Origin of the sequence: Aestuariivirga sp. (assembly GCF_020252395.1) — a bacterium.
Classification (GTDB): Bacteria; Pseudomonadota; Alphaproteobacteria; order Rhizobiales; family Aestuariivirgaceae; genus Aestuariivirga.
On the sequence record NZ_JADCDB010000028.1, the window covers coordinates 132,530 to 147,392 of the forward strand.

The 14,863-nt window shown below is 65.9% G+C and carries 15 protein-coding genes and 1 tRNA gene; 11 read left to right on the forward strand and 5 right to left on the reverse strand.

From position 1 onward, the window contains the following. Positions 1 to 98 precede the first annotated feature (98 nt). The 5 genes from cpdR (at position 99) to IOC82_RS13430 (ending at position 4,906) form a co-directional block, all read left to right on the forward strand. Positions 99 to 458, forward strand: a complete 360-nt coding sequence (gene cpdR, locus IOC82_RS13410) for a cell cycle two-component system response regulator CpdR (RefSeq protein WP_290546703.1) — start codon at positions 99 to 101, stop codon at positions 456 to 458. Positions 459 to 517: 59 nt separating this feature from the next. Then, a tRNA-Val gene (locus IOC82_RS13415) sits at positions 518 to 592 on the forward strand. Positions 593 to 774: 182 nt separating this feature from the next. After that, a complete protein-coding gene (locus IOC82_RS13420; protein WP_290546704.1) occupies positions 775 to 2,688 on the forward strand; it encodes a DEAD/DEAH box helicase in 1,914 nt (637 codons plus the stop codon). A 104-nt stretch (positions 2,689 to 2,792) separates the two neighbouring features. Next, positions 2,793 to 3,149 carry a cupin domain-containing protein gene (locus IOC82_RS13425; protein WP_290546705.1) on the forward strand — a complete coding sequence of 119 codons (357 nt, stop codon included), beginning with the start codon at positions 2,793 to 2,795 and terminating at the stop codon, positions 3,147 to 3,149. Beyond that, positions 3,146 to 4,906 carry a choline dehydrogenase gene (locus IOC82_RS13430; protein WP_290546706.1) on the forward strand — a complete coding sequence of 587 codons (1,761 nt, stop codon included), beginning with the start codon at positions 3,146 to 3,148 and terminating at the stop codon, positions 4,904 to 4,906. Before IOC82_RS13425 ends, IOC82_RS13430 begins: the two co-directional genes overlap by 4 nt. 16 nt (positions 4,907 to 4,922) lie before the next feature. On the opposite strand, the gene IOC82_RS13435 is transcribed toward IOC82_RS13430, so the two are convergent. Next, positions 4,923 to 5,813 carry a fructose bisphosphate aldolase gene (locus IOC82_RS13435; RefSeq protein WP_290546707.1) on the reverse strand — a complete coding sequence of 297 codons (891 nt, stop codon included), beginning with the start codon at positions 5,811 to 5,813 and terminating at the stop codon, positions 4,923 to 4,925. Positions 5,814 to 5,972: 159 nt separating this feature from the next. Between IOC82_RS13435 and IOC82_RS13440 the strand changes: the two genes are divergently transcribed. From IOC82_RS13440 to IOC82_RS13455, 4 genes are all read left to right on the forward strand, one after another. After that, positions 5,973 to 6,176 (forward strand): hypothetical protein, encoded by a 204-nt coding sequence (locus IOC82_RS13440; RefSeq protein ID WP_290546708.1) that lies wholly within the window; start codon positions 5,973 to 5,975, stop codon positions 6,174 to 6,176. A 242-nt stretch (positions 6,177 to 6,418) separates the two neighbouring features. Further along, complete coding sequence (putA, locus tag IOC82_RS13445; protein WP_290546709.1) at positions 6,419 to 10,090, forward strand: trifunctional transcriptional regulator/proline dehydrogenase/L-glutamate gamma-semialdehyde dehydrogenase; 3,672 nt, start codon at positions 6,419 to 6,421, stop codon at positions 10,088 to 10,090. A 266-nt stretch (positions 10,091 to 10,356) separates the two neighbouring features. Next, positions 10,357 to 11,163 (forward strand): transporter substrate-binding domain-containing protein, encoded by an 807-nt coding sequence (locus tag IOC82_RS13450; protein WP_290546710.1) that lies wholly within the window; start codon positions 10,357 to 10,359, stop codon positions 11,161 to 11,163. An 87-nt stretch (positions 11,164 to 11,250) separates the two neighbouring features. Continuing rightward, positions 11,251 to 11,793 (forward strand): hypothetical protein, encoded by a 543-nt coding sequence (locus tag IOC82_RS13455; protein ID WP_290546711.1) that lies wholly within the window; start codon positions 11,251 to 11,253, stop codon positions 11,791 to 11,793. Here the strand turns inward: IOC82_RS13455 and IOC82_RS13460 are convergent. Genes IOC82_RS13460 through IOC82_RS13475 form a run of 4 tightly spaced genes read right to left on the reverse strand, consistent with a single transcriptional unit; the run spans position 11,783 to position 13,903 of the window. Further along, complete coding sequence (locus IOC82_RS13460; protein WP_290546712.1) at positions 11,783 to 12,703, reverse strand: ribokinase; 921 nt, start codon at positions 12,701 to 12,703, stop codon at positions 11,783 to 11,785. The two genes, IOC82_RS13455 and IOC82_RS13460, sit on opposite strands and share 11 nt — an antisense overlap. 5 nt (positions 12,704 to 12,708) lie before the next feature. Then, positions 12,709 to 13,161 carry an RbsD/FucU family protein gene (locus tag IOC82_RS13465; RefSeq protein ID WP_290546713.1) on the reverse strand — a complete coding sequence of 151 codons (453 nt, stop codon included), beginning with the start codon at positions 13,159 to 13,161 and terminating at the stop codon, positions 12,709 to 12,711. Positions 13,162 to 13,221: 60 nt separating this feature from the next. Next, entirely contained in the window at positions 13,222 to 13,662 is a 441-nt protein-coding gene (locus tag IOC82_RS13470) for a MaoC family dehydratase (protein ID WP_290546714.1), read from the reverse strand. 7 nt (positions 13,663 to 13,669) lie between these two features. Further along, the gene (locus tag IOC82_RS13475) at positions 13,670 to 13,903 is read right to left on the reverse strand and encodes a hypothetical protein (protein ID WP_290546715.1); all 234 of its coding nucleotides are present in this window, start codon (positions 13,901 to 13,903) and stop codon (positions 13,670 to 13,672) included. A 124-nt stretch (positions 13,904 to 14,027) separates the two neighbouring features. Here IOC82_RS13475 and ykgO point away from each other — a divergent pair, with 124 nt between their 5' ends. Both ykgO and IOC82_RS13485 read left to right on the forward strand, forming a co-directional pair. Continuing rightward, positions 14,028 to 14,153, forward strand: a complete 126-nt coding sequence (gene ykgO / locus IOC82_RS13480) for a type B 50S ribosomal protein L36 (RefSeq protein WP_290542514.1) — start codon at positions 14,028 to 14,030, stop codon at positions 14,151 to 14,153. 93 nt (positions 14,154 to 14,246) lie between these two features. Beyond that, on the forward strand, positions 14,247 to 14,843 hold the full coding sequence (locus tag IOC82_RS13485) for a tetratricopeptide repeat protein (RefSeq protein WP_290546716.1): 597 nt from the start codon (positions 14,247 to 14,249) through the stop codon (positions 14,841 to 14,843). The last annotated feature ends 20 nt before the right edge of the window (positions 14,844 to 14,863 follow it).

Genomic DNA, 14,863 nt, shown 5'->3' on the forward strand with positions numbered 1-14,863 from the left:
GGCTTCATTCACGGTTTACTGGCACAAGTGAGGATGACCAGGAAGCCCCTGCGATGGTAAGACCTGCCTTCAGGGACAATATTGTGACGATGAAGACCATGGCCAAGATTCTCCTTGCCGAAGACGATGACGATATGCGCAACTTCCTGGTGAAGGCGCTCGAGAAAGCCGGCCATGATGTGACGAGCTTCGGCGAAGGCCTGAGCGCTTTCGAGGAAGTCAAGCACACGAGCTTCGACCTGCTGCTCACCGATATCGTGATGCCGGAAATGGACGGAATCGAGCTGGCGCGCCGGGCATCCGAGCTCGACCCGACGATGAAGATCATGTTTATCACAGGCTTTGCCGCCGTGGCGTTGCACCCGGATTCCAGGGCTCCCAAGGATGCCAAGGTGCTGTCCAAGCCCTTCCACCTGCGTGACCTCGTCAACGAGGTCGAGCGCCTGATGGCGGCCTGAGTTTTTTGGGTTGCGCGGCCCCGCGGCCCCGGCTAAAGGGTCGGTTCAGCGTCAGACGTGGGTGGTTAGCTCAGCGGTAGAGCACTACCTTGACATGGTAGGGGTCACAGGTTCGATCCCTGTACCACCCACCATTTTTCGGACAAGTTGCTGAAGTTCGCCGGGTGAGCACGGCAGTGTGGGGACGTTGACAGGCTCAAGGAGACACCGCCAGAGCGCGCATGAGTTCTGCACCGTCAAGAGTTGAGGGTATCCCGCCGCCGGCATTTGTGGGAAAGACCGCTGCCAATCCCGCGACCCTGAAAGTTCCAGCCCTATGACGTCCTCCGAAGAACCGCTGGCCACGCCCCTCCAGGCGAATGTGCACGCCGCGCTCATGCCGGCTCTGGCGCGGCAGGGCTATGCCACGCTTACGCCGGTGCAAGTGGCCGTGCTGGAGGAAAAGGCCGGGGGCAATGACCTGCTGGTTTCAGCCCAGACGGGGTCCGGCAAGACGGTGGCCTTCGGCCTTGCGATTGCGCCCACGCTGCTGGGCGAGACCGGCATCGCCGGGCCGGCGGAGCAGCCGCTCGGCCTCGTCATTGCGCCGACGCGCGAATTGGCGCTGCAGGTGGAGCGCGAGCTGCGCTGGCTCTATGCCGATGCCGGCGCGGTGACGGCGAGTTGCGTGGGCGGCATGGACATGCGCAAGGAAGCGCGCCAGCTCGGCCGCGGCGCCCACATCGTGGTGGGAACGCCGGGGCGGCTGCGCGATCACATCACCCGGGGCGCGCTCGATCTCTCCCAGCTGCGCGCCGTGGTGCTGGACGAGGCCGACGAGATGCTCGACATGGGCTTCCGCGAGGACCTTGAGTTCATCCTTGCCGCGGCGCCGGAGAGCCGCCGCACGCTGATGTTCTCCGCCACCGTGCCGAAGCAGATCGCACAGCTCGCCCAGACCTATCAGCGCGATGCGCTGCGCATTGTGGCCACGGGCGCGCGCGAGCGCCATGCCGACATCGACTACCAGCTTGTGCTGGTGCGGCCGCATGAGCGTGAGAACGCCATCATCAACACGCTGCTCTTCTATGACAGCGGCAGCGCCATCGTGTTCTGCCACACGCGCGAGGCGGTGAAGCACCTTGCGGCACAGCTGGGCGACCGCGGCTTCCACGTCGTGTCGCTCTCGGGCGAACTGTCGCAGTCCGAGCGCACCAATGCGCTGCAGTCGATGCGCGACGGGCGGTCGCGCGTCTGCGTGGCGACAGACGTGGCGGCGCGTGGCATCGACCTGCCGAATCTCGACCTTGTCATCCATGCCGATCTGCCGTCGAACCCTGACACGCTGCTGCATCGCTCCGGGCGGACGGGCCGCGCCGGCCGCAAGGGTGTGTGCGTGCTGATCGTTCCGACGCGGCGCTTTCCTGCGGCCAAGCGCGTGCTGGGCTTCGCCAATGCGCAGGGAACGGTGCGCAACGCGCCAACCGCCGGCGAGATCGAGCAGCGCTACCGCGAGCAGATTCTCGCCGCCGCGGCTTCGGCCACGCAACCGGATGAGAGCGAGGCTGCCTTCGTGGCCGAATTGCTTGAGCGGCTGACGCCCGAGCAGCTGGCTGCCGCCTATCTCCGCCAGCAGCTTGCCACGCGCCCAGCGCCGGAAGACATTTCGCCCGCCCCGCTGCCAGGGGAGAAGGCCGTGCACAATGGCGAGGAGGGCTCCCTCCGCCCGCGGCCGGAGAGGCGCGACATGAGCGGCGCCCAGTGGTTCTCCGCCTCGGTGGGCCGCAACAAGCGCGCCGAGCCGCGCTGGATCCTGCCGCTGATCTGCAAGGCCGGCGGCATCACGCGCGATGACGTGGGCTCCATCAAGATTTTCGATGAGGAGACGCGCTTCGAAATCGTGGCCGGCAAGGCGGCGGAATTCGCCGAGCGCGTGGCGCGCATCGGCAGCGGCGAGAAGGGCGTCGTCATCACCCCTGCCGAAGGAAAGCCGCGCGCGGCGCACCGCGATGACCCGGCGCCGCGCAAGGCGTGGCAGACCCCGCGCCCCGCACCGGAGGTCGGACCGTCAGGTGAAGCGGCGCCAGAGCCCACGGCCCCGAAGCCACGCAAGAAAGCATGGGCCAAGGGCGATCTCGCGAAGAAGAAGGCATTCGGCGCAAAGCCGGGGAAGCCTGGGTTCAAGGGCAAAATATCTTTTTCTGCAAAGGGCACAGCCAAGTTCAAGAGCAAGTCCAGGCGCCCTCAGTAGAATTGTCACTGGCGAGACGGGGCCATGTCATGCCCGATGATTTGGACGTTGCCGTGGCGTGCCAGCTGGCGCAGATTCAGGCCATCCCCCCAAAGGAGTTTCCCGTGCCTGACCCGATCCGATTTTCGCCCTCCGGCCCCGATGGCTGGAGCGGCTTGCCCGATCAGCCGCTCGAACATGCCGAACTTCTCAAGGGCGCGCCTGTCGGCCTTGACCATGCCTATTTCAGCAAGGCCGGCCTGCGCGCCGGCATCTGGCGCTGCGGCGCCTATACCGAGCGTTACGAGGATTATCCCGTCGATGAATTCATGGTGGTGCTCGACGGCGAAGTGACATTGACGAGCGATGATGGCGCGGGCCACACCTTTCGCAAGGGCGATGCCTTCCTGCTGCCCAAGGGGTTCAAGGGAACCTGGCATCAACCTGGTTCCATGCTGAAATACTACGTGATCGTTGGATGATGGCGGAGCGCTACGATTACATCATCGCCGGCGCGGGCTCGGCCGGTTGCGTGCTGGCGAACCGGCTGGGCGAGGACCCGTCGCTGCGTATCCTGGTATTGGAGGCGGGCGGTTCCGATCGGGCAGTGATCGTCGACATGCCGGCGGCGCTGTCGATCCCGATGAACACCAGGCGCTTCAACTGGGGCATGCGAACAGAGCCTGAGCCGGGGCTCGACGGGCGCGAGGTGAACCTGCCTCGCGGCAAAGGGCTGGGCGGATCGTCCTCCATCAATGGCATGTGCTGGGTGCGCGGCAACCCGATGGATTATGAGCTGTGGGAGGCGCTGGGAGCGGATGGTTGGCGCTGGTCCAACGTGCTGCCCTATTTCCAGCGGCTGGAGAATGTGGAGGGCGGCGGCCCGCTGCGGGGCACCTCCGGCCCCGTGCATGTCAATCGCGGCCTGCAGAAGAACCCGCTCTACCAGGTCTTCGTCGAGGCCGGAGTGCAGGCGGGCTATGCCCGCAGCGCCAACATGAATGAGCGCCAGCATGAAGGTTTCGGCCCGATGGAAATGAACATCGGCGGCGGCCTGCGTATGAGTGCTGCGCGCGCCTATCTGCGCCCCGCCATGGCGCGCGGCAATGTGCATGTGGTGACTGGCGCAACGGTCGACCGTGTGCTGTTCGACGTCAGGCGCGCGGCTGGCGTCGCCTATCTCGACAATGGCCAGATGCGGCAGGCGGCGGCAACCCGCGAGGTGATCGTCTCGGCGGGCTCGATCATGTCGCCCGCCATCCTCAAGCGCTCCGGCATCGGACCGGCAGCGGAGCTGAAAGCGCTCGGCATCGACGTGGTGCATGACTTGGCCGGCGTGGGCGAGAACCTGATGGATCATCTGGAACTCTATATCCAGATGGAATGCACCAAGCCGGTGACACTGTTCCCTGCGCAGAGCCTGTGGGGCAAGGCGAAGATCGGCATGGAATGGCTCGCCACCCGCAATGGCCTGGGCGCCACCAACCATTTCGAGAGCGGCGGACACATCCGCAGCCGGGCGGGGATCGTCTATCCCGATATCCAATTTCATTTTCTGCCGCTGGCCATTTCTTACGATGGCCTGAGCCTTGCGCCGGGTCACGGCTTTCAGGTGCATGTGGGCACCAAGCGTTCGAAGAGCCGCGGGTTTGTGAGGTTGCGGGACGCGAGGCCCGAGAGCCTGCCGCGGGTGCGCTTCAATTACATGAGCCATCCGGACGACTGGCTCGAGTTCCGCGCCTGCATGCGCCTGACGCGCGAAATCTTTTCCCAGCCCGCCTTCGCGCCCTATCGCGGCAAGGAACTGGCGCCGGGGGCTGAGGCAAAGGACGATGCGGCGCTCGATGCCTTTCTGAAACGCAAGGTCGAGAGTGCTTACCATCCTTGCGGCACCTGCCGGATGGGCACGGACGGCCAGGCCGTCACGGCGCCCGATGGCCGGGTGCGCGGGGTCGAGGGCTTGCGCGTGGTGGACTCCTCGCTGATGCCGCAAGCCACGGCGGGCGATCTCAACGCGCCCACACTGGTGCTGGCGGAGCGCATGGCGGATCTGATCCGCGGGCGGCACTTGCCGGATGCGGAAGGGGCTGCGCTTCTCGCCGACCCGCACTGGGCCACCCGGCAACGCGGCGCCGCGATCAGCCGCGACTATTCGCGCGACCGCGCCGCGCTGAAGGCGGCGCTGCTGGCCAATGCCCGAGGCGAAAGGGCGCCGGACGAGTGCCTGGTCACCTTCTGATCGGGTGCAGGCGGGTTCAGCCCGCGACGGACGCGTCGTAGATGGACTTCACTGTCTTCTCCAGTTCGGCGTTAAACTGGGCGTCGGTCTGCTGCGCCGACAGGCCCTCGCTGAGCGCGCGCGAGAAGCTGGCGATGAGTCCGGTGTTCTGGGCCAGCATGGCATTGGCCTCATCGCGGCTGTAGCCCCCGGAGAGGGCCACCACGCGCATCACCTTCGGATGGCCGATCAGCGGTTTGAAGAAGTTGGCCTCGCTGGGGATCGTAAGCTTGAGCATGATCTGCTGGCCGGCGGGTAACCCCTCAAGATGCTTGAGGATTTCGTCACGGAGAATGTTTTCCGCTTCCTTCTTGCCGGGGATCGAGATGGTCACCTCCGGCTCGATGATGGGCATCAGGCCCCTGGCGAGGATCTGGCGGCCGTAGTCGAACTGCTGGGCGACGATGGTGGCGATGCCGGTGGGCGAGGCGGCGTCGATGACGGAGCGCATCTTGGTGCCGAAGATGCCCTTGGCGAGGGCGCGGTCCAGGAGCTTGTCGAGGTCGGGCATGGGCTTCATCAGGCGCACGCCATCCGCCTTGTCAGCAAGGCCGTTGTCGATCTTCAAGAAGGGCACCACCCCCTTGTTTTGCCATAGGAAATCCGGCACCGGCTGGCCGTCGATTTCGCCGTCCATGGTGCGCTCGAAAAGGATGGCCCCGATGATGCGGTCGCCGTTGAAGGCGGGCGACTTGATGATGCGGGCGCGCATGGCGTGCATCAGCGCGAACATTTCCTCGTCGGTCTTCCAGGCGTCCTTGCCGATGCCATAGCCTTCGAGCGCCTTGGGGGTGGAACCGCCCGACTGATCGAGTGCGGCGATGAAGCCCTTGCCGGTGGAAATTTTCTGCGCTTGTGCGGTGTTCATGGCGGATGATCCTGTTTTGCGGACAGGACCTTAGCCAATCGCCCCCGGGGCTTCAACCAAGACCCCTGGCCTTTCCGAAAAGCCTTTCGCATCAGCTGCTTCAACAATTTCTTAACCGTCAGTGGCGCAGCGTCCAGTCTCTGACAGGAGGTGATGCGCATGAGTCTGGACGAGGCTTTGGACAGGGCGGCGGCGCGGCCCGCCGGATTGACCAGGATCGAACCGGCGAGTTTCCGCGGAGTCGATTGCAAGGTGCTGGCGGAGCGCTATGCCGCCTACCGCCGCAACATGGGTCTCGACGACAAGCGTGACGATGCGGACGTGATCGAACCTGTTGCGGCGCCAAGCAGCGAACACGCCTGAATTGTTGTTTTTGGCGTTGATGCGGATGCTTCTTGCGTTGCCGCCGTTGCATAGCGGATGCATGAGGGGATGCTACCGACTCGTGTTGCGCGACCACGCTCTCCCGTTGTCCTTGACGGGCACAATCATGCCTCCCGAGCAGCGGAGCACTTCAAAATTTCCCTTACGGCAATTCTGAAACGAGCGAGTCCAGTTTGCAAGCCGGTGCTATGGTCGGCGCCGCCTCACTGAAAGACTGACCGATGAGCCACCGGCACCCGCTGTTCGAAGAATTTGCCCCGCCGATCCGCCCGCAGACCTCCCTCCGCACAGCCATCACAGAACATTGCCGCACGCCCGAGACCCGGTGCCTGCCGCCCCTGGTGGCGATGGCGCGGATGGAGCCGGAGCAGAAGCGCGAGACAGCGGCCACCGCGCGCAAGCTGATCGAGGCGCTGCGGGCCAAGCACAAGGGCACGGGCGTGCAGGGGCTGGTGCATGAATATTCGCTGTCGAGCCAGGAGGGTATTGCGCTGATGTGCCTGGCCGAGGCGCTGCTGCGCATTCCCGACGCAGGGACTCGCGATGCGCTGATCAGGGACAAGATCGCGGAGGGCGACTGGAAGAGCCATTTGGGCGGCACGAAATCGCTGTTCGTCAATGCCGCGACCTGGGGCCTCGCCGTCACCGGCAAACTGACCTCGACGGTGAGCGACGGCAGCCTTGGCGCTGCCCTCTCGCGGCTCATCGCGCGCGCCGGCGAGCCGGTGATCCGTCGCGGCGTCGACATGGCGATGCGCATGATGGGCGAGCAGTTCGTGACGGGCGAGACCATCGCCGAGGCGCTGAAGCGCGCGAAGCCGCTGGAAGCGCGCGGCTTCCGCTACTCCTACGACATGCTGGGCGAGGCGGCGGCGGCGTCTGCCGATGCGGCGCGCTACTATCGCGATTACGAGAATGCGATCCACGCGATCGGCGAGGCGGCGGCGGGGCGCGGCGTTTATGAAGGGCCCGGCATCTCGATCAAGCTTTCGGCCCTTCATCCGCGCTATTCGCGGCAGAAGGCGGAACGGGTGATGCAGGAGCTGCTGCCGAAGGTGAAGGCGCTGGCCGAGCTCGCCAAGCATTATGACATCGGCCTCAATATCGATGCCGAGGAGGCGGACCGGCTGGAACTGTCGCTCGACCTGCTGGAGTCGCTGAGCCTCGATCCGGAGCTTTCCGGATGGAATGGCCTCGGCTTCGTGATCCAGGCCTATGGCAAGCGCTGCCCCTATGTGATCGACTTCGTGGTGGACCTCGCCCGGCGCTCGCAGCGGCGCATCATGGCGCGGCTCGTCAAGGGGGCCTATTGGGATGCCGAAATCAAGCGGGCGCAGGTGGACGGGCTCGACGGCTTTCCGGTGTTCACCCGCAAGGTGCACACGGATGTGAGCTACCTCGCCTGCGCGCGCAAGCTGCTCGACGCACGCCAACACGTGTTCGCGCAATTCGCCACGCACAATGCGCAGACGCTGGCTGCGATCTTCACGCTCGCAGGGCCGCAATTCAGCGTGGGCGATTATGAGTTCCAGTGCCTCCACGGCATGGGCGAGCCGCTCTATGACGAGGTGGTGGGGGCCGGAAAACTGGACCGCCCGTGCCGCATCTATGCGCCGGTGGGTACGCATGAGACGCTGCTGGCCTATCTGGTGCGGCGGCTCTTGGAGAACGGCGCGAATTCGTCCTTCGTCAACCGCATCTCGGATCCTGCCGTTTCGGTCGATGACCTGATCGCCGATCCCATAGACGTGGTGAGCGCCATGCCGGTGGTGGGAACACCGCATGACCAGATCGATCTGCCGCGCGACCTGTTCGGGCGGGACCGCGTGAATTCGCGCGGGCTGGACCTGGCGAGCGAGGCGGTGCTGGCCAATTTGAGCGCGGTGCTGAAGGAGACGGCTGCAACGCAGTGGCACGCCAAGCCGCTGCTGCCGGATGGTGTGGAACAGGGTGAAACGCGCGACGTTCTAAACCCGGCGGACCATGCCGACCGCGTGGGCCGCGTGACGGAACTCGCGGCGCGCGATGCGGCGCGCGTGGTGCAGGTGGCGCATGAGGCTTGCATGCAGTGGGCCGCGGCGCCCGCTGTGGAGCGCGCGGCCTGCCTCGAACGCGCGGCGGATGCGATGGAAGCCCGCATGGAGGTGCTGATGGGCATTGCCATTCGCGAGGCGGGCAAGACGGCGGCCAATGCGGTGGGCGAGGTGCGCGAGGCGGTGGACTTCCTGCGCTACTATGCCGAGCAGGCGAAGAAGTCGCTGGGGCCGCCGCACAAGCCGCTCGGCGCGGTCGTGTGCATCAGCCCGTGGAATTTTCCGCTGGCAATCTTCACGGGCCAGGTGGCGGCGGCTCTGGTCGCGGGCAATGCAGTGATTGCGAAGCCCGCCGAAGAGACGCCGCTGATTGCGCATGAGAGCGTACGCATTCTCCACGAGGCGGGCGTGCCGCGGGCCGCACTGCAGTTCACGCCGGGCGGCGGGAAGCTCGGCGCTGCCCTCGTTGCGGCGCCGCATACGGCGGGCGTGATGTTCACCGGCTCGACCGAGGTGGCGCGGCTCATCCAGGCGCAGCTGGCCGAACGTCTCTCCGTACACGGACGGCCCATTCCGCTGATCGCCGAGACGGGCGGGCAGAATGCGATGATCGTCGATTCCTCGGCGCTGGCCGAGCAGGTGGTGGCGGATGTGATCGCGTCTGCCTTCGACAGTGCGGGCCAGCGCTGCTCGGCGCTGCGGGTGCTGTGCCTGCAGGAAGATATCGCCGAGCGCACGCTCGCCATGCTGAAGGGGGCGCTGGCCGAACTCTCGCTCGGGCGCACCGACAGGCTGCCGGTGGATATCGGCCCCGTCATCACGGCGGAGGCCAAGGCCGCCATCGAGCGCCACATCGCGAAGATGCGCGGCGCCGGGCACAGGGTGGAGCAACTCGCGCTCCCGGCGGAGGCGGAACAGGGCACTTTCGTGCCGCCCACCATCATCGAGATCGACGACATCGGGCAGTTGCAGCACGAGGTCTTCGGGCCGGTGCTGCATGTGCTGCGCTGGAAGCGCGAGAACATGGATGTGCTGATCGACCAGATCAATGCGACGGGCTATGGCCTGACCTTCGGGCTCCATACGCGGCTCGATGAGACAATCCTCAGCGTCACCGAGCGGGTGAAAGCCGGGAACCTTTATGTGAACCGCAACATCATCGGCGCCGTGGTGGGCGTGCAGCCCTTCGGCGGCCGCGGGCTTTCCGGCACAGGCCCCAAGGCGGGCGGGCCCTTCTACATCGGGCGTCTGGTGCAGAAGGCGCCGGTGCCGCCGCAAGTGAGTTCCGTGACGACCGACGCGGCACTGCGCGACTTCGCGACATGGCTGGGCCAGCGCGGACACAATGATGATGCGGACGCGGCGCGCGAGATGGGCGCTCTCTCGGCGCTGGGGCTGGTGAGGGAACTGCCCGGCCCTGTGGGCGAGCGCAACGTTTATTCGCTGCACCCGCGCGGCCGGATCTTGCTCGTGCCCCAGACGCTGAAGGGGCTGCACCGCCAGCTGGCGGCGGCACTGGCGACAGGAAACGAGGCGGTGGTGGACCATTCGAGCGGGCTTGCCGAAACGCTGAAGTTGCTGCCGCCCAGCGTCAGGTCCCGGGTCTTCGAGACTTTCGACTGGGACCTCGACGGGCCGTTTTCCGGCGCGCTAGCCGAGGGCGACGCGGCGCAAATACGCGCGGTGAGCGTGAAAGTTGCGGCGCTTGCCGGGCCGCTTGTGCTGGTGCAGGCGGCGAGCGCCGAAGCGCTCGCGGCGGACCCGCAAGCCTATTGCCTGAACTGGCTCGTCGAGGAGGTGAGCACCTCGATCAACACCGCCGCGGCGGGCGGCAATGCGAGCCTGATGACCATCGGGTGAGGAGAAATTCCGGCCGCCGGGGTCGGGCATGATCCGCAAAAGTGGAACCGCTGTTGGGATAAGATCATGCTCAAGCTTCCGATCTGGCGCATGCCCGCCCCGATTGGCGCAAATCGAGGCCAAAGGAAAAGAAGCCCGCCGTGAGGACCAACCGTCTTGCCGTGACGCTTTGTTTCATGCAGGCTTGCGAATGAAAGAGGAAGTGTTCTCCGGGGCTCCTTTCTGACGCACCGAAACCTTAACCGCGGCGAACCGGGAGAGTGACCATGAAGTGGACCAGCTGCATTGCCCTCGGAGCCGCCTTCGCGGCGCTTCTCGCCAGCGCCTTGCCGGCCATGGCCGACCTTAAGATCGGCATCTCCGCCGAGCCCTATCCGCCCTTCGCCTCGCAGGATGCGGCCGGCACGTGGGTGGGCTGGGAAATCGACTTCGCCGAAGCGCTCTGTGCCGAGGTGAAGGAGAAGTGCGAGATCGTGGCCACCGCGTGGGACAGCATCATCCCGGCGCTGACCTCGAAGCAGATCGACGTCATCGTCGCCTCCATGCTGATCACCCAGGAGCGCAAGGAGGCGATCGACTTCACCCGGTTCTATTATGACACGCCGCCAGCCATCATCGGGGCGAAGAATGGCGACAAGGACATCAGCCCCGCGCACATGAAAGGCAAGATGCTGGGCGTGCAGGCAGCGACTGGGCATGAGCTCTACGCCACCAGGTATCTCGTGCCGCCGGGTGTCGGGCTCAAGACCTATTTGACCCTGGACGAGGCCAACACCGACCTTGCCGCCGCCCGCCTCGACTATGTGCTGGCCAGCAGCCCGGCGCTTTATGACTTCCTCGGCACCGACCAGGGCAAGCAATGCTGCGAGCTGAAGTCGATCGTCGAGAAGCCGGCGGACGATACCGGAATCTATGGCGAGGGCGTTGGCGCCGGCGTGCGCAAGGAAGACACCGCGCTGAAGGACAAGCTCAACGCCGCCATCGCCGCCATGGCCAAGGCCGGCGAATTCGAGGAGATCACCAAGAACTATCCGCATCTCGTGGGCAAGATAACGTTGCCCTCCGGCGAGTGACCGCTTCTGCAGCATGACGGGGTCCCAGGCATTGCCATGGCCCCTTTCATTTGCGAGAAGAGGTGCATGGGCTGGAGAGAGATCAATATGAACCGCAGCAAGCCGCGCCGCGACGTGGCGGTGGTGCCCATGGCGGCAGGCGAGGACCGCGGAGCGGCGGTGCTGCGCAAGGCCGTGGCGGCGGCGCTGGCGGCGGTGGCGGAGCAGGGCGCCGCCGATGCAGCCTTCGCTGCGGGCTACCTTGCGGGTTTTGCGCGGCGCGAGGCGCAGAAGCACGGGCTCGATGCGGAAGCCGACGGTGGGGCGGCGCTTCTCGCCGAACTTGGCGCGCAGGCGCCGGACGGTCTCAAACACGCTGTGCAGGCGCTGCAACTGGCGCCGCGCACGGTTCCGTCATCGCGCGCGGCGCTGGCGGCTGCCGATGCGCTGGCCGACGCGGGCTATCTGGTGGGCCACCTCGAGTCGCTGTGCGGCACGAAGAGGCTGCTGGCGGCGGGCGGCGGCGCCGAGGCCTATCTCACCCTCTGCGACCATGCGGCAGACCGCTTGCAGACCCACCAGCCAACCCACGTTCTGCGCCTCGACCCGGCGGAACGCGCGGTGGTGCGCGCCGCGCTCGTCAGGCTCTGAGCAGCGCCTCGATCTCAGGCCGCGCCGGCATTGCCGGTGCGGTGCCGGGCCTTGTAACGGAGATGCCCGCAGCGGCACAGCCAAAGCGGGCGGCGGCCGCGGGCTCCATGCCTTCGGCCAGTGCCGTGGCAAAGGCGCCGACGAAGGCATCGCCCGCCCCCGCCGTTTCGACCACCTTGCCGGCATTGAAAGACGGGACGAGCATCGAACGCGTTGCGGTGTGGAGGAGCGCGCCGCGGGCGCCGAGGGTAATCAGGGCGTTCCGCGCACCCTTGGCCAGCAATGCATCACCCGCCTTGCGGGCCTGCTCCTCGGTGTCGACGGGGATGCCCGTCAAGGCCGCGGCCTCCGTTTCGTTGGGGATGACCCAGTCGCAGAGGGCATAGATGCCGGCGGGCACCGGTGCGGCGGGGGCGGGGTTGAAAACCGTGATGACGCCCGCGGCGCGCGCGATCTCAAGACCCGTTCGCGCGGCATCGATGGGCTGTTCGAGCTGGGTGACGAAGACTCGTGCGCCTTCGATGGCACCGCGCGCTGCCTCGACGTCCCTCGGCGACAACCCGCCTGCAGCACCCGGCACCACGATGATGGCGTTCTCGCCCGTCTCGTCGCTGACGAAGATATAGGCGGCGCCCGTCGGCTCATCGGGGGCGATGGCGACATGCGGTGCGATGCCTTCTGCCTTCCAGGTGGCAACGGCGATGTCGCCGAAGGCGTCCTTGCCCAAGCGCGAGATGAAACTGACCTTGCCACCGGCCCGTGCCGCGGCCACGGCCTGGTTCGAGCCCTTGCCGCCCGGGCCCATCTTGAAGCCGGAGCCCATGAGCGTTTCTCCCATGACAGGCTGACGGGAGGCGCGGAAGGCGAGATCGGCGACGAAGATGCCGAGGATGGCGACCCCTTGCTTCATCCCGATCAGGCCTTCGGCGGGATCACGCCCTTCTTGAGGATGAAACAGCCGTAGAAGCGCGTTTCGCCGGTGACGATGACGGCATAGGCGTTGCGGGCCCTTTCGTAGAAGGCGAAGCGCTCTACCGAGCCCATGGGCCAGGACTTGCCTTCCCATTTGTCGATGACCTTCTGCACCTCCTGCTGGACGGGCGGGATCTCGTTGGGTTTGCCCACAATCTCCATGCGCTCGGCGGGGGTGTCGACGAAGCTGTCGAGCGGCATGACCGAGAGGATGGCGTCGATCGCTTCCGCTGCCGTGAGATTGTCCATGCGCAGGAGCTCGCCCGTCACCGTGTGGCGCGCCACCGAGTCGGCGGGGAAGTTGGTGTCGGACACGATCAGGTCGTCGCCATGGCCCATGGCGCGGAGACAGCGGATCACATCCGCGTTGAGGCGGTTGTCGAAGTTGCGCAGCATTGGAGTCCTCCCGGATTATTACGGCGAGGCTAGAGGGGCCGTCTTAGGAGTCAAGCAGGCTCAGTAGCCCGCGGGCTTGCCGGGCACCTTGACCAGGGCCTCGCCCTCGAGCACCAGCGTGCCGCCCACCTTGCAGCGGCAGGCGAGCTTGACGCGCCGGCCCTTCCCGACGAGCTCGACCACCTCGACCGAGGCCTCCACCATGTCGCCGATCCTCACCGGCGCCTTGAAGTTCAGCGTCTGGGACAGATAGACCGCGCCGGGGCCCGGGAGCCTTGTTCCGATCACCGCCGAAATGAGGCTCGCCGTATAAAGGCCATGCGCGATCCGGCCGCCAAAGGGGGTGCGGGCAGCGAAATGCTCGGACAGGTGAATGGGGTTGCGGTCGCCCGAAATCTCGGCGAAGCCGACGACGTCGGAGGATTTCACCTCCTTGACATAGGTCTCGGTCATGCCGAGGGCCAGGTCTTCGAAATAAAGGGTCTGGCTGGGGGGCAGCATCGGGGCCTCAGTATCTGGGCGCGCGTCCGGTGTGGATGCCATACAGGTTGGCCAAATGCACCAGAGCCAAAAGTCCAATGAATCCAAAAATAAGAAGGACGGGGGTGGTGGGGATCAGGCGCGGGGTGAGGCTTTTCCGCGGGCGCCGCTCCAGCCAGGCCAGGACGCCGACGATGGCGGCGCAGACGAGGAAGATGGCAAGCGTGATGGCGAATTCGGAATTGGCGGCGAGATCGATCATGGAAGGGTGAGCAGGCAGGGGCGGATTGGTTGACAGGTCTGGGTGACCCCGCTAAAGACCCCGCCAGTGTTCAACAGGCGGGCCGGAGCCGGGCTCCTTCTGCCTGATTTATCAGGTGAAGTCCATGAAAGTCCGCAATTCCCTCAAGTCCCTGCTGAAGCGCCACCGCGACAACCGCATGGTGCGCCGCAAGGGCCGCGTCTATATCATCAACAAGACCAACCCGCGCTTCAAGGCGCGCCAAGGCTAAGCAGCCTCGTTGCCGGTTTTGTGAACGCCGTGGACGGAATGCCGCCCACGGCGCTCTTTTTGTCGCCATGAAGTGCGGTGTAGAGTGGGGCTCATGCGTGGTTCACTTGCCGTCCTTGCTCTTTTTGCCCTGACCTCCGGCGCTCTGGCGGAGGATGCCCCAGCCCCGGCGGAGGCCCTGCCGCCTGCTGCGGCCAAAACGCTCAAGCCCGCCGTGCAGCGGGCCGACCAGCTCGACCTGCTGTTCGCGGAGCTGCGCAAGCCTGGCATCCAGACCGATGCGGTGGAGGAGAAAATCTGGGCCCTGTGGGGCGCATCCGATTCGCCCACCGCCGAGGTGCTGCTGAACCAGGCAAAGATCGCCATCGCCGATGGGGCACCGGCCGAGGCCCTGTCGATCCTCAACCGGCTGATCGGCGCCAACCCGGATTTCGCCGAGGCCTGGAACAAGCGCGCCACCCTCTATTTCATGATGAAGAAGGACGACCTGGCGCTGGCCGACATCGCCCACGTGCTGGACCTCGAACCCCGCCACTTCGGGGCGCTGGCGGGCAAGGGCATGATCCTCGAACGCCAGAAGAAATACGCCGCCGCCCGCGAGGCCTATGAGGAAGCGCTTGCGGTGAACCCGGCGCTGGACAACGTGAAGGCCGCGTTGAAAGAGCTGGACCGGGTGGAGCAGGGGATCTAGGCCGCTTCTCCTTTTCTAGA

What these genes read in the sequence shown, in the direction of transcription:
- cpdR (WP_290546703.1), top strand. Translation starts at nt 99, where the DNA reads ATGGCCAAGATTCTCCTTGCCGAAGACGATGACGATATGCGCAACTTC.
- IOC82_RS13420 (WP_290546704.1), top strand. Translation starts at nt 775, where the DNA reads ATGACGTCCTCCGAAGAACCGCTGGCCACGCCCCTCCAGGCGAATGTG.
- IOC82_RS13430 (WP_290546706.1), top strand. Translation starts at nt 3,146, where the DNA reads ATGATGGCGGAGCGCTACGATTACATCATCGCCGGCGCGGGCTCGGCC.
- IOC82_RS13435 (WP_290546707.1), bottom strand. Translation starts at nt 5,813, where the DNA reads ATGAACACCGCACAAGCGCAGAAAATTTCCACCGGCAAGGGCTTCATC.
- IOC82_RS13440 (WP_290546708.1), top strand. Translation starts at nt 5,973, where the DNA reads ATGAGTCTGGACGAGGCTTTGGACAGGGCGGCGGCGCGGCCCGCCGGA.
- putA (WP_290546709.1), top strand. Translation starts at nt 6,419, where the DNA reads ATGAGCCACCGGCACCCGCTGTTCGAAGAATTTGCCCCGCCGATCCGC.
- IOC82_RS13450 (WP_290546710.1), top strand. Translation starts at nt 10,357, where the DNA reads ATGAAGTGGACCAGCTGCATTGCCCTCGGAGCCGCCTTCGCGGCGCTT.
- IOC82_RS13455 (WP_290546711.1), top strand. Translation starts at nt 11,251, where the DNA reads ATGAACCGCAGCAAGCCGCGCCGCGACGTGGCGGTGGTGCCCATGGCG.
- IOC82_RS13460 (WP_290546712.1), bottom strand. Translation starts at nt 12,703, where the DNA reads ATGAAGCAAGGGGTCGCCATCCTCGGCATCTTCGTCGCCGATCTCGCC.
- IOC82_RS13465 (WP_290546713.1), bottom strand. Translation starts at nt 13,161, where the DNA reads ATGCTGCGCAACTTCGACAACCGCCTCAACGCGGATGTGATCCGCTGT.
- IOC82_RS13470 (WP_290546714.1), bottom strand. Translation starts at nt 13,662, where the DNA reads ATGCTGCCCCCCAGCCAGACCCTTTATTTCGAAGACCTGGCCCTCGGC.
- IOC82_RS13475 (WP_290546715.1), bottom strand. Translation starts at nt 13,903, where the DNA reads ATGATCGATCTCGCCGCCAATTCCGAATTCGCCATCACGCTTGCCATC.
- ykgO (WP_290542514.1), top strand. Translation starts at nt 14,028, where the DNA reads ATGAAAGTCCGCAATTCCCTCAAGTCCCTGCTGAAGCGCCACCGCGAC.
- IOC82_RS13485 (WP_290546716.1), top strand. Translation starts at nt 14,247, where the DNA reads ATGCGTGGTTCACTTGCCGTCCTTGCTCTTTTTGCCCTGACCTCCGGC.